Source organism: Polynucleobacter necessarius (assembly GCF_900095215.1).
Lineage (GTDB): Bacteria > Pseudomonadota > Gammaproteobacteria > Burkholderiales > Burkholderiaceae > Polynucleobacter > Polynucleobacter necessarius_H.
The window spans coordinates 652,693-678,776 of the sequence record NZ_LT606949.1; the positions used below are offsets into that span (position 1 = coordinate 652,693).

Here is a 26,084-nt window from a genome sequence, read left to right on the forward strand (position 1 = left end):
TTCTTATTTCTTCTTGCGTTCTTCGTCGAGCTTTTTCAAGAAGGCTAACTTTTCTTTAATCTGCGACTCCAGGCCGCGCTCAACTGGCTCATACCAGTTCGGCTCTTTCATGCCTTCTGGTAGATAGGATTCACCGGCTGCATAACCGTTTGGCTCATCGTGGGCATAGCGATATGCTTTTCCATGACCCCATTCCTTCATGAGTTTGGTTGGCGCATTGCGTACATGATTTGGCACACCCCTGGACTGGTCTTGAGCTACAAAAGCACGCGCTGCGTTAAAGGCGTTATAGCTCGCATTGCGCTTAGATGCGACCGCAAGATAAACCACGGCTTGCCCAAGGGCTAGCTCGCCTTCGGGTGAGCCCAGTCTTTCATAGGTTTGAGCGGCATCGTTTGCTAGTTGCATTGCTCTTGGATCTGCTAGCCCGATATCTTCCCAGGCCATACGAATAATTCTTCTAGCGAGATAGCGTGGGTCAGCGCCGCCGTCCAACATGCGACAAAACCAATATAAGGCCGCATCAGGATTCGATCCACGTACCGATTTATGTAGGGCGGAGATTTGATCGTAAAAGTGATCGCCGCCTTTATTAAAACGTCGCGCTTGGGCGCTTAATGCGTTTTCAATAAATTGTTGATCAACATTCTTGAGTTCTGCGTTTGGGGTGAGTGCGGCATTACGCACTTGTTCAATCAAGTTCAGAAGACGGCGCGCATCACCATCCGCATTGGAGATTAGGGTATCAATGGCTGCAGATTCGAATTGCACATCGGGCATTGCATATTGACGTGCGCGTTCAAATAGTAGTCTCAATTCCTCTGCCGCGAGGGACTTCAGTACATATATACCTGCGCACGCGATAAAAGCGCAGAGTTCACCTCGAAAGAATGGTTCTCAGTAGTCGCCCCTATAAAGGTGAATAAGCCTGATTCCACATGGGGTAGAAGAGCATCTTGTTGGCTTTTATTAAAGCGATGGATCTCGTCGACAAACAGGATCGTTTGTTTGCCATATTGATTGATGTTTTGCTGGGCCTGCTCAATAGCTTCGCGAATCTCTTTTACATCGGCAAGAACCGCTGAGATTGCAATAAATTCGCGATCAAATGCTTTAGCGGAAAGACGTGCGAGAGTGGTCTTGCCAGCGCCTGGAGGGCCCCACAAAATCATTGAGTGTGGCTGCCCTGACGCAAATGCTAGGTTGAGGGGTTTGCCGATAGCTAATAAATGCGTTTTCCCAATCACTTCCTCAATTACTTTTGGGCGCAATGCTTCCGCCAGTGGTGAAGGCGGTGCGCTATCAAAAAGACCACTCATGACATCATGCTTGAATAAAAAGAATCACTAATGATGCCCAAGTCAAGCATCCGGCGGCAACGTAGGTTAAGCGATTGCGCATAGTCATAAATGCGGAGCAAGTCGCTTCATCGGAAAAATAATACTGATAGGTGTTTTGATCAATATTGCGTTGAATAATCAAAGTGGAAGACAGAATCAGTAAACCTACGGGAATATAAATATGAAGGGCCACCAAAGCAACTAAGGCCGGGATAACTCCCCAGATCCAGGCATTGCGGTCTTCCCAGCGATCGCCGGCGGGTGTTTTGCCCAGTCAGGGTAAGTTGACACCCCAATGTAAGGCTCCCATAAATGCAGTAATCATAGCGCCATAACCCGCTAAAGATTCGGCGCTTACATAATTGACTGGGGTTGGTGCCAGTTGCACCATGAGGGCTAGCCCAACAAATGGAATCAGGCCAGCGTAGCCCAGTTTGCGCGCTAGGGGTGGAATAGAGTTTACGATGAAATTAATAAAATTTAACAATAGATTGAAAAATTATTTATCGTAGGTATAAACACCGCGACCTGTTTTGCGACCAAGGTATCCGGCGGCAACCATTTCACGAAGCAGTGGGCCAGGGCAATATTTAGAGTCTAGAGTCGCTGCAGTTTTCAAAATACACGTCCATCACCGATAGGCAAGTATCTAGCCCAATGAGATCAGCCAAGGCAAGCGGCCCAATTGGTTGATTGCAACCCAGCTTCATTCCAGCATCAATATCTTCTGGGCTGGCAAGTCCTTCTGATAAAACAAAGAAAGCCTCATTAATCATAGGTAGCAAAATACGGTTCACCACAAAGCCAGGTGAATTTTTAACGGTGATTGGTTATTTGCCAACACGTTTGGCCATTTCAATAATAGCGGCATGAGTGGCATCGCTAGTTTGAAGTCCGCGGATGACTTCCACGAGAGTCATCAAAGGTGGCGGGTTGAAGAAGTGCATACCAATAAAGCGCGCCGGATTGGAGTCCAACGCCGCCAATTTGGTTATCGATAGTGATGAGGTATTGGTGGCGATGATCGTGTCTTTACTCACAATTTCATCGACTTGCTTGAGAATCTTTTCTTTCACCGCTTGATTTTCGGTGGCAGCTTCAATGACTAAACCCAATCCTTTGAAATCGTTATGGGAGGTGCTACCTTTAATGCGTTTCAACGCGGCTTCTTTTGCCTCAATCGTTAAGGTCGCTTTTTTTAACGAGACGATCTAAGCTTTTGCTAATTTGTTCTAGGTCACGCTGTACTGCCGCATCGTTAATATCAACCATCACCACATCAAGACCAGCAATTGCGCACACTTGTGCAATACCATTGCCCATAGTGCCAGCGCCGATTACACCGACTGATTGAATGCTCACCTTATTTTCTCTTTCGATACTGGGTTGAACCAAATAACTGCTCTCTAGCCTTGTCATCATGTAATGGCTTGCGTAATGCTGTTAATACTTCGCAACCGCGTTTTACCGCTGGTCGCGCACCGATCTTTTCAAACCAGCGTTTGAAATGCGAGTACTCATTGATATCAATGCCTTGATTTTTCCAATTGCGAGTCCATGGATAGATCGCAATGCCTGCAATTGAGTAAGTTTTCCCTGCAATATAGGGATTCTCTTTCAGTTGTCCATCGAGCACCCCATAGATACACTTTGCTTCATTGGTATAGCGATTGATGGCGCACTCAATTTTCTCCGGCGCATAGAGTCGGCAGTGGTGGTTTTGCCCAAGCATGGGGCCAAGACCGCCCATCTGGAACATTAGCCATTGCAGAACTTCATACTTGCCGCGAGTATCTTCAGGTAAAAACTTGCCAGTCTTACTAGCCAAGTAGAGCAGAATCGCGCCAGATTCAAAACGACTGATGGGTTTGCCATCCGGCCCGTTGGGATCAACGATTGCTGGAATCTTGTTGTGAGGGCTGATCTTTAAAAACTCCGGTGTAAACTGGTCTCCGGCGTCGATATCAATCGGGTGAGCAATCCAGTCGCGGCCTAAGCGATAGCGACATTCTTCGCGCATGATGTGTACTTTGTTATCATTCGAAGTTGGCCAGCTATAGACATCAATCACGTCTTTGGATGTTGGTTTCCCCATCTTGCCATCTATAAGGGGTTTGTAAACGTTGTAACGCGCTAGTCAGGGTTTGCTCTTGTTTGGCGAAACAAAAACGAATTACGCCTGACTCTGTATCTTGTTCGTCAAAAGCGGATACAGGAATGGCAGCGCCTCCAATCTCAGTCGTCAGCCATTGGCAAAAATCCGCTTCATTTAATTTAGCTTGAGGAATATTCAGCGCGGAGTAGTTTACACACTGAAAATAAGTGCCTGGTTTCGGTAATCATGTAAATCGAGTGTTACTCAATCCCGCTCTGAAAAAATCACGCTTGGCCTGATAAAAAGTTTGGCAGATTCAAATAATGTTCTGCATTAGAAAGGTAGGCCGCTAAACGATATTGCATCGGCGTATGCACGGTAAAAACATTGAACTGATGTACTTTGCGAAATTCTTTGGTTAGTGCTGGAGGTGCGGCAACATAACCTACTTTCCAGCCAGTGACATGGTAGGTCTTACCAAAGCTAGAAATTAAAAAGCGTCTGACAGCAAGCTCTGGGTTGGATGCCAAACTGTGATGTTTGGCGCCGTCATAGACCATATGTTCATAGACTTCATCACTCAAAACCAATGTGAAAGTATTGCGTACTAAATCTGCGAGGCGATCTAGGTCTGCCTTATTCCAAACCATTCCAGTAGGGTTATGCGGTGTATTAATGATGATCAAGCGAGTTTTTGGATGAATTGCATTTGCTAACGCATCCCAGGGAATTTCATAGGATGCGACTTGACCAGACTCATCGCGAATCACTTGTAAAGAAACTGCAACCGTTTTGCCGCCGGCTAATTCAACTGCGGGGCGGTAGCTGTCGTACGCCGACTCGATGATGATGACTTCATCGCCTGGGCTAACACAGGCTAGTATGGCCGTTAGGATGCCTTGCGTACCGCCCGCAGTGATCGTGACTTCAGTATCGGGGTTGTAGTGGCGACCATATATATTTTTAATCTTTTGGCTAATGCCATTGCGAAGTTCGGCAACCCCAATCATGGGCGGGTATGATTGCGATCTGCCAGCATGGCGTCATTCACTTTGGTGATGAGTTTTCGATCGCAGGGGCAGTCTGGAAATCCTTGGCCAAGATTGATTGCTTCATATTCTGTAGCTAGGGCTGACATGACTGTAAATATCGTGGTCCCAACTGTCGGCAGTCGACTTGGAAAGAAGGGTGTCTCTAATGGATTCATGAGGGTGGATGGTGGCAGTTGGTTTTGTAAAGCGGAGAAATCCAGTACTCGCTAGAATGGTAGAAATAGATAAACAATTGTGCCATGCTGATCGTCCTTTCACCCGCTAAATCCCTGGATTACAAGACCCCGGTTAATGTCAAGACGTCAACCTTGCCTGAGTTTGTCTCGGCATCGGCCAAACTCATCGCCGATCTCAAGAAGTTAGCCCCTCACGATGTCGCGAAATTAATGGGATTATCGGATCAATTGGCCTCTCTGAATGTTGGCCGTTATCGGGATTGGTCTAACAAATTCACAGAAGAAAACCGTAAACCAGCCATTTACACTTTTGACGGTGATGTCTATGATGGATTTGATGTCAAAACCCTCAACGCCAAAGCGGTAGCGTTTGCTCAAGATCACCTCCGGATATTGTCTGGTCTTTACGGGGTGCTCAAGCCATTGGATTTGATGCAGCCTTACCGTTTAGAGATGGGTACTTCACTTAAGAACGCCAGCGGTAAGGATTTGTATGCTTTTTGGGGCGGCAAGGTTACAAGCTCGCTTAAAAGATTTTGGAAAAGCAAAAGAAGCCAGTGCTACTTAATTTGGCTTCGGAAGAATATTGCAAAGTACTCCAGCCAAAAGAGTTGGATTGCCATGTCATCTCCCCAGTTTTTCAGGATGCCAAAGACGGTAAGTACAAGATTATTTCTTTTTATGCCAAGCGGGCTCGCGGCCTTATGGCGCGCTACGTAGTTGAGAATCGCATTGCCGATCCGTCTGATTTAAAAGGTTTTAATTTAGACGGGTATAAATACTATTCCGCGGAATCTAAGGTGGATCAGCCTGTATTTAGAAGGGCGGAAAGAAAATAATGGCCGTACATCGCACGAAAGCTTCGCAGCGTAATTCTCCCGAAGTGGAGAAGTGGGTGGCTGATGCTATTTCTTTAGCTGCCTCTGGCAGTCAGGTGGAGGATCGTTTTTGGGAAGAACGTTTAAATGTTCGCTTAATGCGTTTGCTTAAAAGTCACAATCAAAACGTCATCGATGCCGCTTTTGATCAAACTTTTCGAATTAATACGGTGGCCTTCGAGGTTCTCGCGGATATCGCGAAGACATTGGCGGAGTCCTTGCGGGTGGAGCATGAGGGGCAGTAATGGGATGTGCTTTTGTTGGCAATGCCTATTGTTGCGCACACGCGATACCAAATTCCGTCGGGTCCATTGCCGGCTAAGATGATTGAATGAACCGCCCAAGCTTTGCATAGAGCAATCGCATCAACAGACACCCGTTTGGCAATTGTTCCCTGGCTCTACAGTATTGATCAAATGCCACATTCGCATTGTCAAACTCGCCTCTTGACAGAGGCATTAGCTAATGCGGCTATTTCTGGCAAGGATGTGAACCTAAAGTTGCGCGATATGTCTGAAACCATCGCGGTCTTGGCTGATCCGCGGTTCATTATTGCCGCCTTAAGCGCGCCCGCTGGCTCACCGATATTCCGTTGGCAAGCCGAACCCCCCAACTCGTCAAGAGCGCGGCGTGAGTTTGATTGGTTGGCAAAATGCCATGCAAGAGCCGATTGCTTCTTTGTTACCAGGCTGTGAGTTTGAATTTCTTTTACCGGAGGCGTATTTCACAAATTGTCGCTTGGCGGATAAGCATATGCGACCGTTAAGTATTCGCGCTGCCGTGAATTTCTTGGAGAGTACGCTGGGAATTCTACCTGCAGGCCTATCCTGTGTAGTAGGCGCATTTGGCGAAGAGCAGGACGATGAATATCGTATTGCTTTTAGCGCTAAGGGTTCCTCAGAGGTAATGTACGGCGTTATTTGGCCGCTCTATGATCGCGAGAGTGTAGCGAGTGATGCCTTAAATGACTTGTCGGATGATGAGAGTCCGATGAAGAAAATTTGCGATGCCTTGCATGATGCCGGGGTGGAGGATGTGTTCCGCCATGCAATGCTATTTGATCCAGAGCTTTGTGACGATTGCGGCGCACCTTTGTTCCCTGATCGATCGGGCGAAGCAGTCCATGCCGAGATGCCGGATGACACCCCATCTCAACAACCTTTATTGCATTAAAGAAGTAAATAAAGTTGGATAAACAGCGCCTTAAGAAGCAAAAACTAAGCAATAAAAAAGCCGCGATTAAGCGGCTTTTTTATTTAATGCAATGTGAGAAATTAATTCTGCACAAACGGTTCCGCACCAGCAAAAAAATGAGGCTGCTTGCCAGACTTCATTTCTGCTGTTTGGCAGAAATCAGCAAGGCGAACACCAGCTTTAATATTGAACAACATCGCTTTGTTACCCAACACCACCAAGTCGAAACCAGAGTTGGTGTTTTTATAACGTATGCTACCCGGCAGAGAGGTTTCGCGATCTAAATTGTAGGTTTTAGAGTCCCAAGTTAAGTGAACTTTCTCGGTTGTTCCGGATGTTTTGAACTGTTTGCGTTCGCTGCAAGTCCATGTAACCACTTCTTCATTGGCGTGGGCGGTTGCTGCGCCTAAAAGGCTTGCAAGCGCTACGTTAATGGCGAGAAGATTTTTTTTCATGCACGTTTTCCTTATGAGAGCAAGTGCTTAACGCCAGCTTGTTCTTCAAGCAATTCATTCAATGTGTGTGTCATGCGCTCACGGGAGAACTCATCGATCTCTAAGTCTTCAATCATTTTGTATTCGCCGTTTTCGCACACTACTGGGAAGCCATAAATGACTTCAGCTGGAATGCCATACTCACCCTTGGAAGGCATGCCCATGGTCACCCACTTGCCGTTAGTGCCAAGTACCCAATCGTGAATATGATCGATTGCCGCGTTTGCCGCGGAAGCTGCAGACGACAGGCCGCGGGCTTCAATGATGGCTGCACCACGCTTGCCAACGGTAGGAATGAAAACATCTTTGTTCCAGACTGGATCATTGATAGAGTCTTTTACAGACTTTCCGTCGATAGTCGCAAAGCGATAGTCTGGATACATTGTTGGGCTATGGTTACCCCAAACAACCAATTGCTCGATATCGGCAACAGGCTTATTCAACTTGTTCGCCAGTTGTGAGAGCGCGCGGTTGTGATCCAAGCGCAACATCGCTGTGAAGTTCTTCTCAGGAATGTCTGGAGCGGATTTCATAGCGATGTAAGCGTTAGTGTTTGCTGGGTTGCCAACAACCAATACTTTGACTGTCTTTTTAGCGACAGCATTCAATGCTTTACCTTGTGCTGTGAAAATTTGCGCGTTAGCGGAGAGTAAATCTTTGCGCTCCATGCCAGGACCACGTGGACGTGCGCCAACCAAGAGGGCAACGTCGATGTCTTTGAATGCGGTCATCGGGTCAGAGTGCGCAGTCATGCCAGCCAAGAGGGGGAAAGCGCAGTCTTCTAGCTCCATCATCACGCCAGTCAACGCTTTTTGCGCTTTTTCATCAGGAATCTCAAGCAATTGCAAGATTACGGGCTGATCTTTTCCCAAAAGGTCGCCATTGGCGATGCGGAATAAAAGGGAATATCCGATTTGACCGGCTGCACCGGTTACGGCGACACGCATTTGGGCTTTTGCCATTGCTTATAACTCCAGACGAAGGTTAGGGGGTTAATTAAGGAAAACATTATCCATGCAAGTGTAGGTACTTTAGCTTTACACTGTCAATGATGTCTTATATAAGACTAGAGAATTGCCTAGAATTTTATTTAATTGACGCGGTCTGGAGCTAATTTGTCTGATGTGACTTTGCCTGTTGCTTCATTTAGCCCTCTGTATGAACAGATTAAGGCGATGATTTTGACTAGTTTGCAAGCCTCGGAATGGCTTCCGGGGGAGGCTATTCCCAGTGAAATGGAGTTGGCAGCGCGCTTTGCGGTTAGTCAAGGTACTGTACGCAAAGCCATCGATGAGCTTGCCGCTCAAAATTTATTAGTGCGCCGCCAAGGAAAAGGTACTTTCGTAGCCACCCATCAGGAAGATGATTGGCAGTATCGTTTTTTACGCTTAGCCCCCGATTCTGGCGAGAAATTTCACTTGACCAACCAGTTTTTATCCTGCGAAAACACTAAAGCCAGTGCCAATGTTGCTAGTTTGCTCAAATTAAAGGCAGGCGATCCGATTGTTCAAATCGAGCGAATCCAGAGTTTTGCAGGCAAACCCATTGTTTTTGAAGAGATTTTCTTACCCGGAGTCCGTTTTAATGGCCTGGATCTGGAGGCGCTGAACGCTTGGCATGGTCCGATGTACGCCTTTTATGAGGGGCAATATGCCACCCACATGGTGCGAGCCGAAGAAAAAATCAAGGCCGAAGCCGCTGATGAGGTTTTGGCTAAACACCTCGAGTTGCTTGAGGGTGCGCCGCTCCTTTCTGTGGAGAGGGTGGCATTTACCTACGGGAATAAACCAGTAGAAATTCGTCATGCGAGGTACGACACTTCAGAGCAGTATTACGAGAATAAATTGAACTAAGCAAACGAGATTTGCATCAGTAAAAACCAGTAATTGACCTCTTTATAAACGCCAAAAAATCCCCACCACCCCTAAGGTTTCCAATAGAATATGTTGCGATACAACAAAACCAAACTGCACCTCCACCTAAAGATAGAGATTACCCATGGTTGATTCACAGCAAAACGTTAAAAAAGATAGACCGGTTTACCGAAACATTGGTCTTGCGCAATTGATTAAATACCGCCTTCCTTGGGCTGGCAAAGTATCGATTCTTCACCGCATTAGTGGAGCAGTTTTGTTTCTCTTGCTGCCATTTATTTTGTATCTCTTCGATCAGAGTCTTGCCTCTGAGTTGAGCTACCAAAAATTCCAGGCCTTTACCGGCAATGTCTTGGTAAAAATTATTTGCCTTGGCTTGATTTGGTGTTTCTTGCACCACTTCTGCGCAGGCATCCGTTACCTCTTGCTCGATTTGGAAATCGGCGTAGAGAAGTCAGAAGCAAATCGTTCAGCCATTTTGGTATTGTTCCTTGGCTTGGCTTTGACTGCTGTAGTGGGTCTCAAATTATTCGGCGTGTACTAAGCGCGCATTATTTAAGGAAATTTCATGCCTATTTATCAAATTGGACCAAAGCGCTTAGTTGTAGGCGCTCATTACGGCCTTAAAGAGTGGATCATCCAACGCGTCACTGCGATTGTGATGGTGGTATTTACGATTGTTTTGTTGGTTGATTATTGCATCACTGGCAGCGCTACCTATGAGGGTTGGTCTGGCTTGTTTGGCGGTCAGGTAATGAAGCTCTTAACGTTATTGGTTTTCATCAGCTTGTTCTATCACGCTTGGATTGGCGTTCGTGACATCTGGATGGATTACATCAAGCCCGTCAGCATTCGTTTGACACTGCAAGTGTTGACTGTTTTGTATCCCGTAGCCTGTGCGGCCTATGCCGTTCAAATTTTGTGGCAAGTGTAATTCGATGACTGCAATTAAAAAATCATTGCCACGCCGCCGTTTTGATGCGGTGATTGTTGGAGCGGGTGGTTCAGGTATGCGCGCATCATTGCAGTTGGCTGAAGCTGGCTTGAATGTTGCCGTTCTTACAAAAGTTTTCCCAACACGTTCACATACTGTTGCTGCGCAAGGTGGTATTGGTGCTTCATTGGGCAATATGAGTGAAGACAATTGGCACTATCACTTTTATGACACCATCAAAGGTTCTGACTGGTTGGGCGACCAAGATGTGATCGAATTTATGTGTCGCGAAGCTCCAAAAGCAGTTTATGAGTTAGAGCATTTTGGTATGCCGTTTGACCGTAATCCAGATGGCACGATTTACCAGCGTCCATTCGGCGGTCACACAGCAAACTATGGCGAGAAGCCAGTGCAACGTGCTTGTGCTGCGGCTGACCGTACTGGCCATGCGATGTTGCACACCTTATATCAGCGTAACGTACGCGCAAAAACCAATTTCTTTGTGGAGTGGTTGGCGCTTGATTTGATCCGTGATGATGCTGGTGATGTCGTTGGTGTTACCGCTCTCGAAATGGAAACTGGTCAGGTATACATTCTCGAAGCCAAAGTAGTGCTCTTGGCGACTGGTGGTGTCGGCCGTATTTGGGATGCATCCACAAATGCATTTATCAATACCGGCGACGGTATGGGCTTAGCTGCTCGCGCAGGCATTCCGTTGGAGGACATGGAGTTCTGGCAATTCCATCCAACTGGCGTAGCTGGTGCAGGCGTATTGTTGACAGAAGGTTGCCGCGGTGAAGGCGGCGTCTTGCGCAACAAAGATGGCGAGCGTTTCATGGAGCGTTATGCGCCAACATTGAAAGATTTAGCTCCGCGTGATTTCGTATCTCGCTCAATGGACCAAGAGATTAAAGAGGGGCGCGGTTGCGGCCCCAACGGTGACTATGTTGTGCTCGACTTGACGCATATTGGCGCCGATACGATCATGAAGCGTCTGCCTTCTGTGTATGAGATTGGCATTAACTTTGCTAACGTTGACGTTACCAAAGAGCCAATTCCAGTAGTGCCAACCATTCACTATCAGATGGGTGGTATTCCTACCAACATCAATGGTCAGGTTGTTGTACCGGCGAACGGTATTCACAATGAAGTGATCAATGGCCTCTATGCGATTGGTGAGTGTTCATGTGTTTCTGTTCACGGCGCTAACCGCTTGGGAACTAATTCATTGCTCGACCTCTTGGTATTTGGTCGTGCTGCTGGTAACCACATCGTTGGCTTGGATCTTAAGAATCGCGAATTCAAACCGTTGCCTGCTAATACTGGTGAGCAAACGTTGGCGCGTATTGCTGCGTTGGATAACTCCACTGCGGGCGAATACGCTCAAGATGTTGCAAACGACATTCGCAAGTGCATGCAGAAGTACGCTGGTGTGTTCCGCAATCAAGAGTTGATGGACGAAGGTGTTCGTCAAATGGCTAAATTGACAGAGCGCGCTAAGCATTTATGGGTTAAAGACAAATCCGAGATTTTTAATACTGCGCGTATTGAGGCTTTGGAAGTGGCTAACTTGGTTGAGACCGCGAACGCAACAATGACTTCTGCGGCAGCTCGCAAAGAAAGTCGTGGCGCTCACTCACATGATGATTACCCACATCGTGATGATGACAACTGGATGAAACATACTCTTTGGTATAGCGAAGGCAATCGTTTGGACTACAAACCTGTCCAATTGAAACCATTGACTGTTAATTCAGTTCCTCCAAAAGAACGTACTTTCTAAGTAAGAGAGATAGAAGATGAGTGATATCCGTATATTCGAAATTTACCGCTACGATCCAGATGTCGATGCAGCTCCACGCATGGAACGCTATGAGTTAGAACTCACTGGTGAGCGTATGTTGTTGGATGCTTTGATTTCTTTGAAGAAGCAAGACGAGACCATTTCTTATCGTCGCTCATGCCGTGAGGGTGTGTGCGGTTCAGATGCGATGAACATCAACGGTAAAAATGGTTTGGCTTGTTTGACCAATATGTTGACTTTGCCTAAGGTCATCACGTTGCGTCCATTGCCTGGTTTGCCAGTTGTGCGCGATTTGATCGTCGACATGACTTTGTTCTTCAAGCAATATTTATCTATCAAGCCTTACGTGGTCAATGAGAATCCGCCTCCTGAAAAAGAGCGTCTCCAGAGTCCTGAAGAGCGTGAAGAGTTGAACGGTTTGTATGAGTGCATCTTGTGCGCATCATGCTCAACATCATGCCCATCATTCTGGTGGAATCCAGATAAGTTCGTTGGTCCCGCTGGCTTGTTACAGGCATATCGTTTTATCGCTGATAGTCGCGATCAAGAAACTGCGCAGCGCTTGGATAACTTAGAGGATCCATACCGTTTGTTCCGCTGTCACACCATCATGAATTGCGTGGACGTATGTCCTAAGCACTTGAACCCAACGAAGGCTATTGGCAAGATCAAGGAGTTGATGGTTCGTAGGGCGGTATGACCCTAGGAAACGCAGAGTTATATCGTTTAAAAAGTGATGCTCGTAGGGGCTTGCTGGAGAATGATTTAATTCTGCAACGTTTCTTTGAGCGCTATGGAGCTCAGTTAAGCGTAGAAGATGGAAAAGTTTTAAGCCAGTTATTAGCTTTAGATGACAACGACCTAATGGATCTACTCATTGGTCGCAAGGATTCGGTAGCCAGTCTGGAGAAAGAGATGCAAACGGACTCTTTCAAAATGGTTTTACAGAGACTGAGAGAGAAGTAATGCAGTCTTTTGGTGCAGTCGCATTGTAAGCATGTGAACGAATAGTGTATTAATCATAATTTTGAATGACTAAGGATTAGAAATGATTGAATCGGACATCAAGGCAAAACTCTCGTTTTCGGATGGCACACCAGATATTGATCTGCCAATTTACAAGGGGACGGCAGGTCCTGACGTAATTGACATTCGCAAGCTCTATGGTCAGACTGGTAAGTTCACTTACGATTCAGGCTTCCTTTCTACTGCGTCATGCAATAGCAAAATCACTTACATCGATGGTGACAAGGGTGAATTGCTCTATCGCGGCTATCCAATCGAAGATTTGGCGAACAACTGCGATTTCTTAGAAGTTTGCTACCTCTTGATCAATGGCGAATTGCCTAATGCGAAAGACAAGAAAGACTTTGACGAAATGGTCATGCACCACACCATGGTTCATGAGCAAATGCAATTCTTCTTGCGTGGTTTCCGCCGCGATGCCCATCCGATGGCCGTCTTAACCGGCTTGGTTGGAGGTATGGCCGCTTTCTATCACGACGAAATCAATTACAGCGATCCACATGCTCGTGAAGTAGCGCAAATTCGTTTGATTGCGAAGATGCCAACTTTGGTTGCAATGGCTTATAAATATTCTGTAGGACAACCATTTATCTATCCAGATAACTCTTTGTCATACACCGCCAACTTTATGCGCATGATGTTTGCAACGCCATGTGAAGAGTACAAAGTAAACCCAGTATTGGTGCGTGCTTTGGACCGCATCTTCACATTGCATGCGGACCACGAGCAAAATGCTTCTACATCAACAGTGCGTTTGTGCGGCTCTTCTGGTACAAATCCTTTCGCTGCTATCTCTACTGGTATCGCCTGTCTCTGGGGCCAAGCTCACGGTGGTGCAAACGAAGCTTGCTTGCAGATGTTAAATGAGATTCAAGCTCAAGGTGGCGTAGATAAGATTCATGAGTTCATTGCTCAAGTTAAAGACAAAAATTCAAGCGTTCGCTTGATGGGCTTCGGTCATCGTGTTTACAAGAACTTTGACCCACGCGCTAAATTGATGCGTGAAACTTGCTACGAAGTATTGAATGAGCTTGGCCTGCAAGATGATCCCTTGTTCAAGTTGGCAATGACGCTTGAGAAGATTGCCTTAGAAGACGACTACTTCGTTAGCCGCAAGCTCTATCCAAACGTAGACCTCTACTCTGGTATCGTTCAGCGCGCGCTTGGCATTCCAACAGAAATGTTCACCTGTATTTTTGCTTTGGCAAGAACAGTAGGTTGGATTGCTCAGTGGGAAGAAATGATTACAGACCCTGAGTACAAGATTGGTCGTCCACGTCAGTTGTACGTTGGTGAAACAATCCGCAAGGTTCCAAACATCTCCATTAGCAAATAAGGTAACCGAGGTCTCTCATGTCTCGTACGCTTTATGACAAATTGTGGGATGACCACGTTGTTTACTCGGAAGAAGATGGCACAGCTACGATCTACATTGATCGTCAGCTGCTGCATGAGGTCACTAGCCCTCAGGCATTTGAAAGTTTGAATTTGGCTGGCCGTCCAGTTTGGCGCATTTCCGCCAATTTGGCGGTATCTGATCACAACGTACCAACGACCGATCGTTCAGAAGGCATTGCTGACCCAATCTCCAAGCTGCAAGTGGATACCTTGGATCAAAACTGCGATGCCTTTGGCATTACTCAATACAAGATGAACGATACCCGTCAAGGGATTGTTCACGTCATTGGACCAGAGCAGGGCGCAACTTTGCCTGGCATGACAGTAGTCTGTGGTGATTCTCATACCAGTACTCATGGCGCCTTTGGTGCTTTGGCGTTTGGTATCGGTACGTCCGAAGTTGAACACGTTTTAGCTACCCAAACCTTGCTCATGAAAAAGAGCAAGAACATGTTGGTAAGAGTTGAAGGCCGCTTACAGCCAGGTTCAACTGCTAAAGATATCGTGCTTGCTGTGATCGACAAGATTGGTACGGCAGGTGGCACCGGTTACACCATTGAGTTCGCTGGCGAAGCGATTCGCAATTTTTCGATGGAAGGTCGCATGACCATTTGTAACATGGCAATTGAAGCAGGCGCTCGTTCTGGCTTAGTTGCCGTAGATGAGACAACGATTGAATACATTCAAGGTCGTCCATACGCGCCTAAGGGTCCTGCTATGTTGCAAGCCTTGCAATATTGGAGAACCTTGCACTCTGATCCTGATGCGAAGTTTGATGCTGTCGTTGAATTGCGCGCAGAGGAAATTGCGCCACAGGTGACTTGGGGTACTTCTCCAGAGATGGTGCTTGCGATTAGTGATCGTGTGCCTGATCCAGAAAAAGAGCGTGATCCCAATAAACGCTCAGCAATGGAGCGTGCTTTGGAGTACATGAATCTTGTGCCAAATACGCCATTGAGCAGCATCTCTGTAGATAAAGTGTTTATTGGCTCATGTACTAATAGTCGTATTGAAGATATGCGCGCTGCTGCCAAGGTGGTGGACCGCTTAGGCAAGAAAGTGGCGGCGAATGTGAAGTTAGCATTGGTTGTGCCTGGTTCGGGATTGGTGAAAGCCCAAGCGGAACGCGAAGGTTTGGACCGCATATTTAAGGCCGCTGGCTTTGAGTGGCGTGAGCCAGGTTGTTCGATGTGCTTGGCAATGAATGCGGATCGTTTAGAGCCTGGCGAGCGCTGTGCATCTACCTCTAACCGTAACTTTGAAGGTCGCCAAGGCAATGGTGGTCTCACCCATTTAGTCAGTCCTGCGATGGCCGCCGCTGCGGCAATTGAAGGTCACTTCGTTGATGTTCGTAAGATTTCATAAGGAAACCGATTAATGACATTTGCTTCACTCTCCTTAATTTCCAAATTAGCAATCGTTGGCATTGCTGGCATCATTATTTCTGTATGCAGTAGCACAATGGAGGGCGTTGGTAAGGATCTGCAAAACATGGGCTCCTCTATGGGTGGCTCCGGCAATTCACAACAAAGTAATCAATCTAAAACTAAGGGTAAAGACGTTGTCGTTACTCCAGTGAAGTAAATAAATTAGAGTCAAAGTCAGAATCATGGAAAAATTTACGGTATACAAAGGTTTAGTTGCTCCGCTTAATCGCGAGAACGTGGATACCGATGCCATCATTCCAAAACAGTTTTTAAAATCCATCAAGAAGACGGGCTTTGGTCAAAACCTTTTTGATGAATGGCGCTATTTAGATCATGGTGAGCCAGGTCAAGATTGCAGCACTCGTCCAGTTAATCCAGACTTTGTATTGAATCAACCGCGTTATAAAGGCGCTGGAATTCTGTTGGCCCGTAAAAATTTTGGATGCGGTAGTTCTCGTGAGCATGCTCCTTGGGCCTTGGATCAATTTGGCTTTAGAGCAGTGATTGCGCCTAGTTTTGCAGATATCTTTTACAACAACTGCTTCAACAATGGTGTTTTACCCATTGTTTTGACCGAAATGCAGGTAGATCATCTTTTTAATGAAACCCAGGTATTTAGTGGCTATCAATTAACCATTGACCTTGAGGCTCAGCAGGTGATTGCCCCCGATGGCACTGCCTATAGCTTCGATGTAGCCCCTTTTAGAAAGTATTGCCTCCTTAACGGCTTGGACGATATTGGCTTAACACTCCAATATGCAGATAAAATCAAGGCTTATGAAGCTGAGCGCATCCTGAAGATGCCTTGGCTTGCGACACAATTGCCGTAATTTCGTTGATTTAAAGGCTTTTCATGAAAATTGCAGTTCTACCGGGCGATGGTATCGGCCCGGAAATTGTTGCTCAAGCCGTTCGAGTGCTACAAGCCCTTGGCCAAAAATTTGATCTAGAAGAAGCTCCAGTAGGTGGTGCCGCATACGATATCGCTGGACATCCTTTGCCGCCAACTACCTTGGAGTTGGCAAAAAAAGCTGATGCTATTTTGTTTGGCGCTGTAGGTGATTGGAAGTACGACACACTCGCGCGCGAATTGCGCCCGGAGCAGGCTATCTTGGGTTTGCGTAAGCACCTCGAGTTATTTGCTAATTTTAGACCGGCGATTTGCTATCCAGAACTTACGGCCGCATCGAGTCTGAATCCTGAAATTATTGGTGGCTTAGATATTCTGATTGTGCGCGAACTCAATGGCGACATCTATTTCGGTCAGCCTCGTGGCATTCGCACTTGCGAGTTGCCTTTGTTTAAAGGCGCGCGCGAAGGCTTTGACACCATGCACTATAGCGAGCCAGAAGTGGAGCGTATTGGTCGCGTTGCGTTTGAGGCGGCACGTAAGCGTGGCAAGAAAGTGTGTAGCGTTGATAAGGCGAATGTCCTGGAGACTTCGCAGCTCTGGCGTGAAGTGATGATTCGGATTTCCAAAGAATATCCAGATGTTGAGTTGTCCCATATGTATGTGGACAACGCGGCAATGCAATTGGTGAAGGCGCCTAAGGCGTTTGACGTTGTGGTGACCGGTAACTTGTTTGGCGACATCCTCTCGGATGAGGCTGCTATGTTGACAGGCTCTATTGGAATGTTGCCATCCGCCTCTTTGGATAAAAATAATAAAGGCCTGTATGAACCAAGTCATGGTTCAGCATCTGATATCGCCGGCAAAGGCATCGCCAATCCATTGGCAACCATCTTATCTGCTGCAATGATGCTGCGTTATTCTTTGGGCATGCCTGCGGAGGCGGACCGGATTGAAAAGGCTGTACAGAAAGTATTGGCGCAAGGGTTGCGTACTGCCGATATTTATACCAATGGCACGAAAAAAGTATCAACAGTTGAAATGGGCGATGCTGTATTTGCAGCGCTGGCTTAAACAGTAATTCACAATCTTATTGAAGAAAACAAATTCACTAGATAGCTAACATCATGGCAAATACAAATACACCTTTGGTTGGTTTAGTTGGCTGGCGCGGTATGGTTGGTAGCGTTCTCATGGAGAGAATGCTGGCCGAGAAAGATTTCGATTTCATTGAGCCGTTATTTTTTAGCGCTAGCCAAGCGGGTGGTGAAGTGCCGCTTCTCAATGGTCACAAAGTAAATAAAAGCGAAAGTACTTTGCAAGATGCGAATGATATCAAAGCATTGTCACGTTGCGACAGCATCCTCACTTGCCAAGGCGGCGATTACACCAACGATATTTTCCCTAAGCTGCGTGCATCAGGGTGGAATGGTCATTGGATTGATGCCGCTAGCGCTTTGCGTATGAAAGATGACGCTGTATTGGTTCTGGATCCAGTTAATCGCCCGGTGATTGATAAAGCTTTAGCTGCTGGGGGTAAGAATTGGATTGGTGTCAATTGCACTGTGAGTTTGATGATGATGGCTATGGGTGGTTTGGTTAAGGCTGATATGGTTGAGTGGATCAGTGCCATGACATATCAAGCCGCTTCTGGTGCTGGAGCGCAAAACATGCGCGAATTGCTCCTGCAAATGGGTGCCTTGCGCGATAGCGTTGCTACTGAGCTGGCTGACCCTTCTTCATGGATTTTGGGTATTGATCGCAAGGTCACAGAGACATTGCGTTCTGCTGATTTTCCGAAAAAGAATTTCCGCAATACTGCATTGGCAGGAAGTTTGATTCCTTGGATCGATGTGCCTGTCGAAAATGGGCAAACTAAAGAGGAGTGGAAGGGTGGTGCTGAGTTCAATAAGATCTTGGGTCGCCCTGCATTCCGTACGCCCGACAGTATTCCAATCGATGGTTTATGTGTGCGCGTAGGCGCGATGCGTTGCCATTCACAAGGTTTGACTGTAAAGCTCAAAAAAGATATTCCCCTTACAGAGATTGAAGCAATTTTGGCTGCCGATAATCAGTGGGTCAAAGTAGTGCCAAATGATCGCGAAACAACTGAACGTGATTTATCTCCAGCAGCTATTAGCGGCACATTGACTGTGCCTATTGGCCGTTTGCATAAGATGGCAATGGGGCCGGAGTACTTGAGCGCTTTTACGGTTGGTGATCAGCTCTTATGGGGTGCCGCCGAACCATTACGCCGCATGTTGCGCATTTTGCTTGAGAAATAAATTTACCGTTTATGATTCGCATTAACCAGCTGGGTGTAAGACTGCTTTGTTTTGCCCTGCTTGGCTGGTCATCGGTTGCTGGCGCTATCTCGCTGGGCGCTCCGCAGCTGCAGTCTCGCCCTGTCGAGCAAGTGCGAGTTGAAATTCCGATTCGAGTTGGCGCGGAAGAGCAGAGTGCTTTGTCTAGCCTGAATGTCGCAATGCCTAATAAGGCTGCATATGAGCGTTTAGGCATTTCGCAAAAGATATTGTCTTTAAATCCGCAGGCGATGGTGTATCACAATCGCCAAGAGCAGTTGATGGGATTGGTCGAGACGGTTGATTCAGTGCCCATGACAGATGATCCATTTTTAGATGTCTTGGTCAATCTCAGTTGGTCTAGTGGAATCCTTACGCAAACATTCACTTTACTGCTGGGTGATGCGCAAAAGATCACAGTGAAGCCTGGACCAACTTTGTCTGCGATTGCGGGGATTATTGCCCCCCAGGTAGATGGCGCTACCCTCGATCAAACCATGATGGCTTTGTATAAGGCTAATCCAGATGCATTTGCCAGTGGCAGCATCAATCGCTTAGCTGCGGGCGCTGAGCTAACTAAGTCCAGTCAGGCTTTATTGCGATTGATTAGTCCGGCGGAGGCAAATCAGTTTGTCGCCGATGCAAACGAACAGTGGCGTCAAGAGCATGGTGATAAAGATGATGCCACGGGATCATCCAAGTCAGCCAACTCCAAAGCATCTGATGCATCTCTCAAGGATCGACTGAAGATTGGATCAAGCGCCGATGGCAATGAGCAGGAGCGTCGCTACACAGAAGAGCTGGTCGCCCAAGAGAAGATGCTTGAGCAAACCAAAGCGCGCGTAGCCGAGTTAGAGCAAAATATTGCCGATCTGCAAAAACTCTTGGACAAATCTAAAGAGAAGAAAGCGGTAGAGAATAATTTTGGTTTGGGTGGATTTGACCCCGCCATTCTGGCAGTTGCTTTAATTGGATTAACTGGATTGTTGCTCTGGGGCTTGGCGCGCAATGCTCGCCGCTCTGAGGTGACGGGCTTTCAAGCGCAAGTTCATCACACAGGCAAAGAAGAGAAGCATCCAGAAGAAAAACCTGCAGCAGGAGCGCATTTTGAAATGCCAGCTCGCGCTAAGGCATTGTTTGAAGGAATTGATCTTGATCTTTCAAAGCCTGCAAAAGAAGTGCCAGCAACAATTCCCCCTGTAGCCAATCCTTTGGCTGATACCTTGCGCGTTAAATTGAATTTAGCGCGTGCCTACATCACGATTGAAGACTTTTCTGCTGCGAAGAAATCTCTGGATGAAGTGCTTCGCATCAGCAACTCTATTGATCCGGAGATCACCATTGAAGCGCAGGGCTTGCTCGCGGAAATTTCGCATCGCAATACCTAAATCATGCGTATAGCCCTTGGCCTTCAGTATGACGGCAGCCTCTATTCCGGCTGGCAAACGCAGGTCAATCAAAACACAGTTCAAGACGAATTAGAAAAAGCCATTTCTGCCTTTGTTGGTGAGCAAGCTTGTGCAGTTCAGCCCATACAAACGATCACCGCAGGTAGAACCGATGCCGGAGTTCATGCTTTAGGGCAGGTTGTGCATTTTGATACCAATGTCGAGCGTGAAGATTTCTCATGGGTGAGGGGGGTGAACTCTTTTCTGCCGCCATCGATTGTGGTGAACTGGGCAAAGCCAGCGAGTGATGAATTCAGTGCGCGCTTCTCGGCTTACGAGCGTGAATATATTTATGCACTACAAGCTGGGCCCTGTCGTTCCCCAATGGCCCATGCTCGCGCAGGATATTTAATGTTGCCGCCAAATCAGTGGTTGGATGTTGAGGCCATGAAAAAATCGGCTCAGTGTGTAATTGGCGAACATGACTTCAGCTCATTTCGCTCTTCCGAGTGTCAGAGCAAGACGCCGGTGAAAACCATTTATTCCATCGATATTATTTCCGAGCAGCCGTGGTTGTATTTCAGGATTCGTGGCAATGCTTTTTTACAGCACATGATCCGCAATGTAGTCGGTTGCTTTTTGCAAATTGGACAAGGTAGACAAAAGTCGGAATGGATGGCGGAAGTGCTGGCTGCTAAGAACAGGCAGATTGCTGCTCCAACATTTATGGCTGATGGACTTTATTTGGTCAAAATTACTTATCCTGAGGAATTTGCTATTCCTCAGCCATGGCTGGAAAATTCCTGGCTACCAGCCCAGGTCGCTGGCAAGCAAAAGAAAGAGTAAAAGAAATAGTGTGCCTCAGGCCTTATCATTCATTTATGGGCTTACTGACATATTCTCCGGGCCGTACTAGGGTCAAAATTTGCGGTTTAAAGACGGCCACTGACATCGATTCTGCAGTTTCTGCAGGGGTGGATGCGGTGGGTTTTGTCTTTTACCCACCCAGCGTGCGGGCTGTAAGCCCTAATATTGCTGCCCAGCTGATTTCTAGGCTTCCAGCAGGGGTAGACGCAGTTGGTCTCGTTGTAAACGCTACAGATGAGCAATTTGGCGCTATTCGGGCTGCTGCCTCGATCACTTTATGGCAGTTTCATGGGGATGAGACCCCAGAACGCTGCGCTCAGCTAGCTGTAGGTGAGCCCTGGGTAAAGGCTGCCCGCGTAGGAGCTGGCTTCGCTTTTGATGAATTTTCCCTACAATATGACCATGCAAATGCTTTTCTGCTGGATGCCCTTGTCGAGGGATATGGTGGCGGAGGCGTTCCTTTTGATTGGCAAGGAATTCCACAGACATGGGTAAGCGAAAACGCGCCTCGGGTCGTTTTGAGTGGTGGATTGAACGCGCACAACGTGGGCGAGGCGATTGCTCGTCTGCATCCTTGTGCGGTTGACGTCTCTAGTGGCGTTGAAAGCAGTAGGGGTGTGAAAGATCCTGCGATTATGACTGAGGTTGTAAAAGCGGTCCGCGCAGCAGATGCGCAATCATCATCCTAATAATTTGCTGTAGATAAATCAAAAGAGGTAGCTATGTACGACAAGCCAGATGCACGAGGACATTTTGGTCCTTACGGCGGCGTGTTTGTTTCTGAGACATTGATGTATGCGTTAGATGAGCTTAAAGAGACCTACGCTAAATATCAACATGATCCAGAATTTATCGAAGAGTTTCACTACGAGTTAAAACACTTTGTGGGTAGACCATCCCCGGTTTATCACGCGAAGCGTTGGAGTGAAATGCTTGGTGGTGCGCAGATCTATCTCAAGCGTGAAGATTTAAATCACACTGGCGCCCACAAGATCAATAACGTCATTGGTCAAGCAATGCTGGCTAAACGGATGGGTAAGTCACGCATCATTGCTGAAACTGGTGCTGGTCAACATGGCGTTGGTACGGCGACTATCTGCGCGCGTTTCGGCTTAGATTGCACGGTATACCAGGGCGCAGTTGATGTCGCTCGTCAAGCACAAAACGTATTCCGCATGAAATTACTTGGGGCTAAGGTTGTTCCAGTGGAGTCAGGCACCAAAACTTTAAAAGACGCGCTCAATGAAGTGATGCGTGATTGGGTAACCAACGTTGATAACACTTTCTACATTATTGGCACTGTTTCTGGTCCCCATCCTTACCCAATGATGGTGAGGGATTTCCAAAGCGTGATTGGTGAAGAGTGCAAGGTGCAGATGCCGGAGATGACCGGTCGTCAACCCGACTATGTTTTAGCTTGTGTTGGTGGTGGCTCTAACGCGATGGGTATTTTCTATCCATATATCGATTTCCCTGAAGTCAAGCTTGTTGGTGTTGAAGCAGCTGGACACGGTTTGGGAAGTGGGTTGCATTCGGCAGCGTTATGTGTCGGCAAGCCTGGCGTATTGTATGGTAACCGTACTTACTTATTGCAAGATGAGAATGGTCAGATTTCTGAGACCCATTCTGTTTCGGCTGGGATGGACTATCCAGGTGTTGGCCCTGAGCATGCTTGGTTAAAAGATTCTGGCCGCGCTGATTATGTGGCGATTACGGATGAAGAAGCACTTCAAGCCTTTCATGATTGCTGTCGTATCGAAGGCATCATTCCGGCGCTAGAGTCATCCCATGCGATTGCCTATGCTTGCAAGTTGGCTAAGACCTTGCCAAAAGACAAGACTATCTTGGTTAATCTTTCTGGTCGTGGCGACAAAGATATGGATACCGTTGCGCAAGCAACGGGTTCAGAAGGCTAAACAAAACAGAAGAACAAGAATAAGCGAAAGTAAGAATAGAAAAATAGCCATGTCAAAAATTACCGCGCTCTTTAAGGAGCTAAAAGCAACTGGTAAAAAAGGATTGATTCCTTTTATTACTGCGGGCGATCCTGATCCCAAGCAAACCGTCGAACTCATGCACGCATTGGTGCGTGGTGGATCAAGCGTGATTGAGTTAGGTGTACCTTTTTCGGATCCCATGGCTGATGGTCCAGTAATTCAGCGATCGTCTGAGCGTGCGTTAACGCATGGCGTGACTTTGCATGACTCTCTCGAGATGGTGAAAGAGTTCCGCAAGAAAGACGCAAACACGCCAGTGGTATTGATGGGTTATGCAAATCCAGTTGAGCAAATGGGAGCAGAGCGTTTTGCTACTGAAGCAAAGGCGGCTGGATTGGATGGTGTTTTAGTTGTGGATTACCCTCCAGAAGAGTGTGTGGATTTTGCTGCTCGTATGCGTGTTGCTGGCATTGACCCGATTTTCTTATTGGCGCCGACTTCATCCCATGAGCGTATTAAGGAGGCGGCCAAAATAGCTTCTGGTTATATTTATTACGTTTCTATGCGTGGGGTCACGGGAGCATCCCACCTTAATACCCAAGATGTAGCTAGTATCATCCCCAAAATCCGTGAAGAAACCGATATTCCGATTGCTGTTGGATTTGGGATTAGCGATGCCGCTAGCGCCAAGGCGGTATCCGCTAGCGCTGATGCGGTGGTAATTGGCAGTCGAATTATTCGCCTTTTAGAGGATGCGCGCCCGGGGCAGGCAGTACAATCACTGGAAACCTTCATTCGTGAGATTCGTGATGAATTGGATAGTTAAAACTAATGAGCTGGATAGATAAATTACTCCCACCCCAAATTCAACATACTGATCCTGCAAATCGCAAATCAGTACCAGAAGGATTGTGGGTTAAATGCCCTGGTTGCGAAACTGTTCTCTATAGCACGGACATTGAAGCCAATTTATCGGTTTGCCCAAAATGCAGTCACCATATGCGTATCGGTGCGCGCTTGCGTTTGGAAAGTTTGTTGGATGAAAAAGGACGCCATGAAATCGGCGCAGATATTTATCCAACAGACCCACTGCAATTTAAAGACTCCAAAAAATATCCAGATCGCATTAAGGAGGCAAACGACGCCTCTGGCGAATCTGAAGCATTGATCGTCATGAGCGGCAAGATCGAAGCGATTCCTGTAGTGGCAGCCTGCTTTGAGTTTCAATACATGGGCGGATCAATGGGTTCCGTAGTGGGTGAGCGTTTTGCCCGCGGTGTTCAAGAAGCGAACAATAAGCAGTGTGCCTTTATTTGTGTCACTGCTACTGGCGGCGCTCGTATGCAAGAGAGTTTGCTGTCACTTTTTCAGATGGCCAAGACCAATTCCATGTTGACCTTGCTGGCCAAAAAACGCCTGCCTTACATTAGTGTTCTTACAGACCCAACCATGGGTGGTATTTCAGCAAGCTTTGCTTTCATGGGTGATGTGGTGATGGCTGAACCAAAGGCTTTGATTGGTTTTGCTGGTCCACGCGTGATCGAGAAGACTGTGCGTGAAAAGTTGCCTGAAGGCTTCCAACGTTCTGAATTCCTGATGCAAAAGGGTGGCATTGACATGATTGTTGATCGTCGCCAAATGCGCGGAAAGATCGCTCGTCTCTTGGCTTTGTTGCAAAAGCTTCCAGAGCCTGCGATATCGGGTAGCGCAGTCATTTAAGCGCTTGAGCTCAGCCCACCAAGCCCCATATATTTTCTAGCCTAGAGGCTTTTCTTAGCCACCTCGAGACTGCTCCCCCTATTGGTATCGATAGGGGTCTTGAGCGCATTAATCGCGTGAAGGCTGCGCTAGATTTGCATTTTGATTGTCCTGTTATTACCGTTGCCGGAACGAATGGCAAGGGATCTACTTGTGCTTTTTTAGAAAGCATTCTGCTGGCTTCTGGCTATCGTGTCGGTTGCCATACATCGCCGCATCTGTTGCAGTTTAATGAACGTGCTCGCATTAACGGCGAGAACGTTAATGACAATCTCTTGCTTGAGCATTTTGTCGCTGTAGAAAAAGCGCGCGTGAGTTTGATTGATGCCCCAACGTTGACTTATTTTGAGTTCACCACTTTAGCGATCATGCATTTGTTCGCTAAATCCAATTTAGATGCGGTTGTTTTAGAGGTCGGAATGGGTGGGCGTTTAGATGCGGTCAATATCGTTGATGCGGATTGCGCAATCGTCACTAGCATCGATATTGATCATGCGGATTTCTTGGGTGGGACACGCGAGGCCATTGGTTTAGAAAAAGCGGGCATTTTCCGTCCAGGACATATTGCGGTTTGTGGCGATCCCGTGCCTCCTCAATCACTCATTGATTATGCGGCAAAGCTAGGTTGTGATCTTTGGTTGCAGGGACGTGATTACAACTTCCAAGGTGATAAGCAGCAATGGGGTTGGGCCGGGCGCAATAAACGCTTTAGCGGATTGGGTTATCCAGCCCTCAGAGGGGCAAACCAAATACTCAATGCCTCAGCTGTAATCGCTGTTTTGATGGCCTTGCATCAGAGATTGCCGGTGAGCGCCCAAGACATTCGTAATGGATTCGCTTTGGTCGAGTTACCGGGGCGCTTCCAGGTGCTTCCAGGGCAGCCTACGGTGGTCTTGGATGTGGCTCACAATCCCCATGCGGCAGCCACCTTGGCCCAAGGTCTCGATAAGATGGGTTATCACCCTTATACCTATGCCATTTTTGGGGCGATGGCCGATAAGGACATTGAGGGGGTTATTAAACCTCTTTTGGATATTGTGGATTTCTGGTTTTGCACAGATTTGCCTATGTCCAGGGCGGCTAGCGCCAAGGTCTTGGCCGAGAAGCTTGAGGCCATGGGCGTAAAGCCTAAAAATGGAGCAGATGGCGGTATCGAAATCTTCGAAAACCCTGCTTTAGCGTATCAAAAAGCGCTGTCTTGGGCGGGTGAGGGTGATAGAATTGTTACCTTCGGATCCTTCTATACCGTTGCAGGCGTAATAACTTACCGAAACAGCCAGGCTCACTGA

27 protein-coding genes and 4 pseudogenes are annotated in these 26,084 nt (G+C 47.2%); 22 read left to right on the top strand and 9 right to left on the bottom strand.

Going from position 1 to position 26,084, the window contains the following annotated elements:
* Positions 1 to 3: 3 nt before the first annotated feature.
* The 7 genes and pseudogenes from DXE35_RS11345 to DXE35_RS03595 form a co-directional block, all read right to left on the bottom strand.
* Positions 4 to 780 carry an AAA family ATPase gene (locus DXE35_RS11345; RefSeq protein WP_415070282.1) on the bottom strand — a complete coding sequence of 259 codons (777 nt, stop codon included), beginning with the start codon at positions 778 to 780 and terminating at the stop codon, positions 4 to 6.
* A 56-nt stretch (positions 781 to 836) separates the two neighbouring features.
* On the bottom strand, positions 837 to 1,319 hold the full coding sequence (locus DXE35_RS11350) for an AAA family ATPase (protein ID WP_415069925.1): 483 nt from the start codon (positions 1,317 to 1,319) through the stop codon (positions 837 to 839).
* Positions 1,320 to 1,323: 4 nt separating this feature from the next.
* A complete protein-coding gene (locus tag DXE35_RS09600; RefSeq protein ID WP_197713957.1) occupies positions 1,324 to 1,533 on the bottom strand; it encodes a hypothetical protein in 210 nt (69 codons plus the stop codon).
* An 81-nt stretch (positions 1,534 to 1,614) separates the two neighbouring features.
* A complete protein-coding gene (locus DXE35_RS11185) occupies positions 1,615 to 1,827 on the bottom strand; it encodes a DUF3429 domain-containing protein (RefSeq protein ID WP_197713958.1) in 213 nt (70 codons plus the stop codon).
* Between the two features lie 12 nt (positions 1,828 to 1,839).
* Positions 1,840 to 2,702: pseudogene (locus DXE35_RS03585) on the bottom strand (3-hydroxybutyryl-CoA dehydrogenase).
* Position 2,703: 1 nt separating this feature from the next.
* Positions 2,704 to 3,411 (bottom strand): glutathione binding-like protein, encoded by a 708-nt coding sequence (locus DXE35_RS03590; RefSeq protein WP_114690367.1) that lies wholly within the window; start codon positions 3,409 to 3,411, stop codon positions 2,704 to 2,706.
* Positions 3,404 to 4,642, bottom strand: a pseudogene (locus DXE35_RS03595) (methionine aminotransferase). The gene DXE35_RS03590 and the pseudogene DXE35_RS03595 overlap by 8 nt, the downstream one beginning before the upstream one ends.
* An 84-nt stretch (positions 4,643 to 4,726) precedes the next feature.
* On the opposite strand from DXE35_RS03595, the pseudogene yaaA reads away from it, so the two are divergent.
* The 3 genes and pseudogenes from yaaA (at position 4,727) to DXE35_RS10940 (ending at position 6,714) form a co-directional block, all read left to right on the top strand.
* A pseudogene (gene yaaA / locus DXE35_RS03600) lies at positions 4,727 to 5,502 on the top strand (peroxide stress protein YaaA).
* A pseudogene (locus DXE35_RS10935) lies at positions 5,502 to 6,236 on the top strand (DUF2863 family protein). The pseudogenes yaaA and DXE35_RS10935 overlap by 1 nt, the downstream one beginning before the upstream one ends.
* Entirely contained in the window at positions 6,172 to 6,714 is a 543-nt protein-coding gene (locus DXE35_RS10940; protein WP_269459859.1) for a DUF2863 family protein, read from the top strand. The pseudogene DXE35_RS10935 and the gene DXE35_RS10940 overlap by 65 nt, the downstream one beginning before the upstream one ends.
* A gap of 101 nt (positions 6,715 to 6,815) precedes the next feature.
* Here DXE35_RS10940 and DXE35_RS03610 read toward each other — a convergent pair whose 3' ends face one another.
* On the bottom strand, positions 6,816 to 7,190 hold the full coding sequence (locus DXE35_RS03610; RefSeq protein WP_114689593.1) for a hypothetical protein: 375 nt from the start codon (positions 7,188 to 7,190) through the stop codon (positions 6,816 to 6,818).
* Between the two features lie 11 nt (positions 7,191 to 7,201).
* A complete protein-coding gene (locus DXE35_RS03615; protein WP_114689594.1) occupies positions 7,202 to 8,191 on the bottom strand; it encodes a malate dehydrogenase in 990 nt (329 codons plus the stop codon).
* Positions 8,192 to 8,353: 162 nt separating this feature from the next.
* On the opposite strand from DXE35_RS03615, the gene DXE35_RS03620 reads away from it, so the two are divergent.
* The 19 genes from DXE35_RS03620 to folC all read left to right on the top strand — a co-directional run bounded on the left by DXE35_RS03620 (position 8,354) and on the right by folC (position 26,084).
* Entirely contained in the window at positions 8,354 to 9,082 is a 729-nt protein-coding gene (locus DXE35_RS03620; RefSeq protein WP_231970146.1) for a GntR family transcriptional regulator, read from the top strand.
* A 145-nt stretch (positions 9,083 to 9,227) separates the two neighbouring features.
* Positions 9,228 to 9,647 (top strand): succinate dehydrogenase, cytochrome b556 subunit, encoded by a 420-nt coding sequence (gene sdhC / locus DXE35_RS03625; protein ID WP_114689596.1) that lies wholly within the window; start codon positions 9,228 to 9,230, stop codon positions 9,645 to 9,647.
* 24 nt (positions 9,648 to 9,671) lie between these two features.
* A complete protein-coding gene (sdhD, locus tag DXE35_RS03630; protein ID WP_114689597.1) occupies positions 9,672 to 10,037 on the top strand; it encodes a succinate dehydrogenase, hydrophobic membrane anchor protein in 366 nt (121 codons plus the stop codon).
* Positions 10,038 to 10,041: 4 nt separating this feature from the next.
* Positions 10,042 to 11,820, top strand: a complete 1,779-nt coding sequence (sdhA, locus tag DXE35_RS03635; RefSeq protein ID WP_114689598.1) for a succinate dehydrogenase flavoprotein subunit — start codon at positions 10,042 to 10,044, stop codon at positions 11,818 to 11,820.
* Positions 11,821 to 11,836: 16 nt separating this feature from the next.
* The gene (locus DXE35_RS03640) at positions 11,837 to 12,541 is read left to right on the top strand and encodes a succinate dehydrogenase iron-sulfur subunit (RefSeq protein WP_114689599.1); all 705 of its coding nucleotides are present in this window, start codon (positions 11,837 to 11,839) and stop codon (positions 12,539 to 12,541) included.
* On the top strand, positions 12,538 to 12,807 hold the full coding sequence (locus tag DXE35_RS03645; RefSeq protein WP_114689600.1) for a succinate dehydrogenase assembly factor 2: 270 nt from the start codon (positions 12,538 to 12,540) through the stop codon (positions 12,805 to 12,807). Before DXE35_RS03640 ends, DXE35_RS03645 begins: the two co-directional genes overlap by 4 nt.
* 82 nt (positions 12,808 to 12,889) lie before the next feature.
* A complete protein-coding gene (gene gltA / locus DXE35_RS03650) occupies positions 12,890 to 14,203 on the top strand; it encodes a citrate synthase (RefSeq protein WP_114689601.1) in 1,314 nt (437 codons plus the stop codon).
* 17 nt (positions 14,204 to 14,220) lie between these two features.
* On the top strand, positions 14,221 to 15,630 hold the full coding sequence (leuC, locus tag DXE35_RS03655) for a 3-isopropylmalate dehydratase large subunit (RefSeq protein WP_114689602.1): 1,410 nt from the start codon (positions 14,221 to 14,223) through the stop codon (positions 15,628 to 15,630).
* Positions 15,631 to 15,642: 12 nt separating this feature from the next.
* On the top strand, positions 15,643 to 15,849 hold the full coding sequence (locus DXE35_RS03660; RefSeq protein WP_114689603.1) for a hypothetical protein: 207 nt from the start codon (positions 15,643 to 15,645) through the stop codon (positions 15,847 to 15,849).
* A gap of 25 nt (positions 15,850 to 15,874) precedes the next feature.
* Positions 15,875 to 16,522: a 3-isopropylmalate dehydratase small subunit gene (leuD, locus tag DXE35_RS03665; protein WP_114689604.1), complete on the top strand. Its 648-nt coding sequence runs from the start codon at positions 15,875 to 15,877 to the stop codon at positions 16,520 to 16,522.
* A gap of 23 nt (positions 16,523 to 16,545) precedes the next feature.
* The gene (gene leuB, locus DXE35_RS03670; RefSeq protein WP_114689605.1) at positions 16,546 to 17,616 is read left to right on the top strand and encodes a 3-isopropylmalate dehydrogenase; all 1,071 of its coding nucleotides are present in this window, start codon (positions 16,546 to 16,548) and stop codon (positions 17,614 to 17,616) included.
* 53 nt (positions 17,617 to 17,669) lie between these two features.
* Positions 17,670 to 18,827: an aspartate-semialdehyde dehydrogenase gene (asd, locus tag DXE35_RS03675; RefSeq protein WP_114689606.1), complete on the top strand. Its 1,158-nt coding sequence runs from the start codon at positions 17,670 to 17,672 to the stop codon at positions 18,825 to 18,827.
* An 11-nt stretch (positions 18,828 to 18,838) separates the two neighbouring features.
* Entirely contained in the window at positions 18,839 to 20,233 is a 1,395-nt protein-coding gene (locus DXE35_RS03680; protein WP_114689607.1) for a FimV/HubP family polar landmark protein, read from the top strand.
* A 3-nt stretch (positions 20,234 to 20,236) separates the two neighbouring features.
* Complete coding sequence (gene truA, locus DXE35_RS03685; RefSeq protein ID WP_114689608.1) at positions 20,237 to 21,079, top strand: tRNA pseudouridine(38-40) synthase TruA; 843 nt, start codon at positions 20,237 to 20,239, stop codon at positions 21,077 to 21,079.
* A 35-nt stretch (positions 21,080 to 21,114) separates the two neighbouring features.
* On the top strand, positions 21,115 to 21,789 hold the full coding sequence (locus DXE35_RS03690) for a phosphoribosylanthranilate isomerase (protein WP_114689609.1): 675 nt from the start codon (positions 21,115 to 21,117) through the stop codon (positions 21,787 to 21,789).
* Positions 21,790 to 21,822: 33 nt separating this feature from the next.
* Positions 21,823 to 23,016 carry a tryptophan synthase subunit beta gene (gene trpB, locus DXE35_RS03695; protein WP_114689610.1) on the top strand — a complete coding sequence of 398 codons (1,194 nt, stop codon included), beginning with the start codon at positions 21,823 to 21,825 and terminating at the stop codon, positions 23,014 to 23,016.
* A 49-nt stretch (positions 23,017 to 23,065) separates the two neighbouring features.
* Entirely contained in the window at positions 23,066 to 23,863 is a 798-nt protein-coding gene (trpA, locus tag DXE35_RS03700; RefSeq protein WP_114689611.1) for a tryptophan synthase subunit alpha, read from the top strand.
* 5 nt (positions 23,864 to 23,868) lie between these two features.
* On the top strand, positions 23,869 to 24,756 hold the full coding sequence (gene accD, locus DXE35_RS03705) for an acetyl-CoA carboxylase, carboxyltransferase subunit beta (RefSeq protein WP_114689612.1): 888 nt from the start codon (positions 23,869 to 23,871) through the stop codon (positions 24,754 to 24,756).
* Positions 24,757 to 24,785: 29 nt separating this feature from the next.
* Entirely contained in the window at positions 24,786 to 26,084 is a 1,299-nt protein-coding gene (folC, locus tag DXE35_RS03710; RefSeq protein ID WP_114689613.1) for a bifunctional tetrahydrofolate synthase/dihydrofolate synthase, read from the top strand.

Excerpts from the sequence above, each read along its gene's own strand:
- truA (WP_114689608.1), top strand. The coding sequence starts at position 20,237 with ATGCGTATAGCCCTTGGCCTTCAGTATGACGGCAGCCTCTATTCCGGC.
- sdhC (WP_114689596.1), top strand. The coding sequence starts at position 9,228 with ATGGTTGATTCACAGCAAAACGTTAAAAAAGATAGACCGGTTTACCGA.
- leuC (WP_114689602.1), top strand. The coding sequence starts at position 14,221 with ATGTCTCGTACGCTTTATGACAAATTGTGGGATGACCACGTTGTTTAC.
- accD (WP_114689612.1), top strand. The coding sequence starts at position 23,869 with ATGAGCTGGATAGATAAATTACTCCCACCCCAAATTCAACATACTGAT.
- sdhD (WP_114689597.1), top strand. The coding sequence starts at position 9,672 with ATGCCTATTTATCAAATTGGACCAAAGCGCTTAGTTGTAGGCGCTCAT.
- DXE35_RS03680 (WP_114689607.1), top strand. The coding sequence starts at position 18,839 with ATGATTCGCATTAACCAGCTGGGTGTAAGACTGCTTTGTTTTGCCCTG.
- leuB (WP_114689605.1), top strand. The coding sequence starts at position 16,546 with ATGAAAATTGCAGTTCTACCGGGCGATGGTATCGGCCCGGAAATTGTT.
- DXE35_RS03660 (WP_114689603.1), top strand. The coding sequence starts at position 15,643 with ATGACATTTGCTTCACTCTCCTTAATTTCCAAATTAGCAATCGTTGGC.
- trpA (WP_114689611.1), top strand. The coding sequence starts at position 23,066 with ATGTCAAAAATTACCGCGCTCTTTAAGGAGCTAAAAGCAACTGGTAAA.
- leuD (WP_114689604.1), top strand. The coding sequence starts at position 15,875 with ATGGAAAAATTTACGGTATACAAAGGTTTAGTTGCTCCGCTTAATCGC.
- trpB (WP_114689610.1), top strand. The coding sequence starts at position 21,823 with ATGTACGACAAGCCAGATGCACGAGGACATTTTGGTCCTTACGGCGGC.
- sdhA (WP_114689598.1), top strand. The coding sequence starts at position 10,042 with ATGACTGCAATTAAAAAATCATTGCCACGCCGCCGTTTTGATGCGGTG.
- DXE35_RS03640 (WP_114689599.1), top strand. The coding sequence starts at position 11,837 with ATGAGTGATATCCGTATATTCGAAATTTACCGCTACGATCCAGATGTC.
- DXE35_RS11350 (WP_415069925.1), bottom strand. The coding sequence starts at position 1,319 with ATGAGTGGTCTTTTTGATAGCGCACCGCCTTCACCACTGGCGGAAGCA.
- DXE35_RS03610 (WP_114689593.1), bottom strand. The coding sequence starts at position 7,190 with ATGAAAAAAAATCTTCTCGCCATTAACGTAGCGCTTGCAAGCCTTTTA.
- DXE35_RS11345 (WP_415070282.1), bottom strand. The coding sequence starts at position 780 with ATGCCCGATGTGCAATTCGAATCTGCAGCCATTGATACCCTAATCTCC.
- DXE35_RS03645 (WP_114689600.1), top strand. The coding sequence starts at position 12,538 with ATGACCCTAGGAAACGCAGAGTTATATCGTTTAAAAAGTGATGCTCGT.
- DXE35_RS03690 (WP_114689609.1), top strand. The coding sequence starts at position 21,115 with ATGGGCTTACTGACATATTCTCCGGGCCGTACTAGGGTCAAAATTTGC.
- DXE35_RS03615 (WP_114689594.1), bottom strand. The coding sequence starts at position 8,191 with ATGGCAAAAGCCCAAATGCGTGTCGCCGTAACCGGTGCAGCCGGTCAA.
- gltA (WP_114689601.1), top strand. The coding sequence starts at position 12,890 with ATGATTGAATCGGACATCAAGGCAAAACTCTCGTTTTCGGATGGCACA.
- asd (WP_114689606.1), top strand. The coding sequence starts at position 17,670 with ATGGCAAATACAAATACACCTTTGGTTGGTTTAGTTGGCTGGCGCGGT.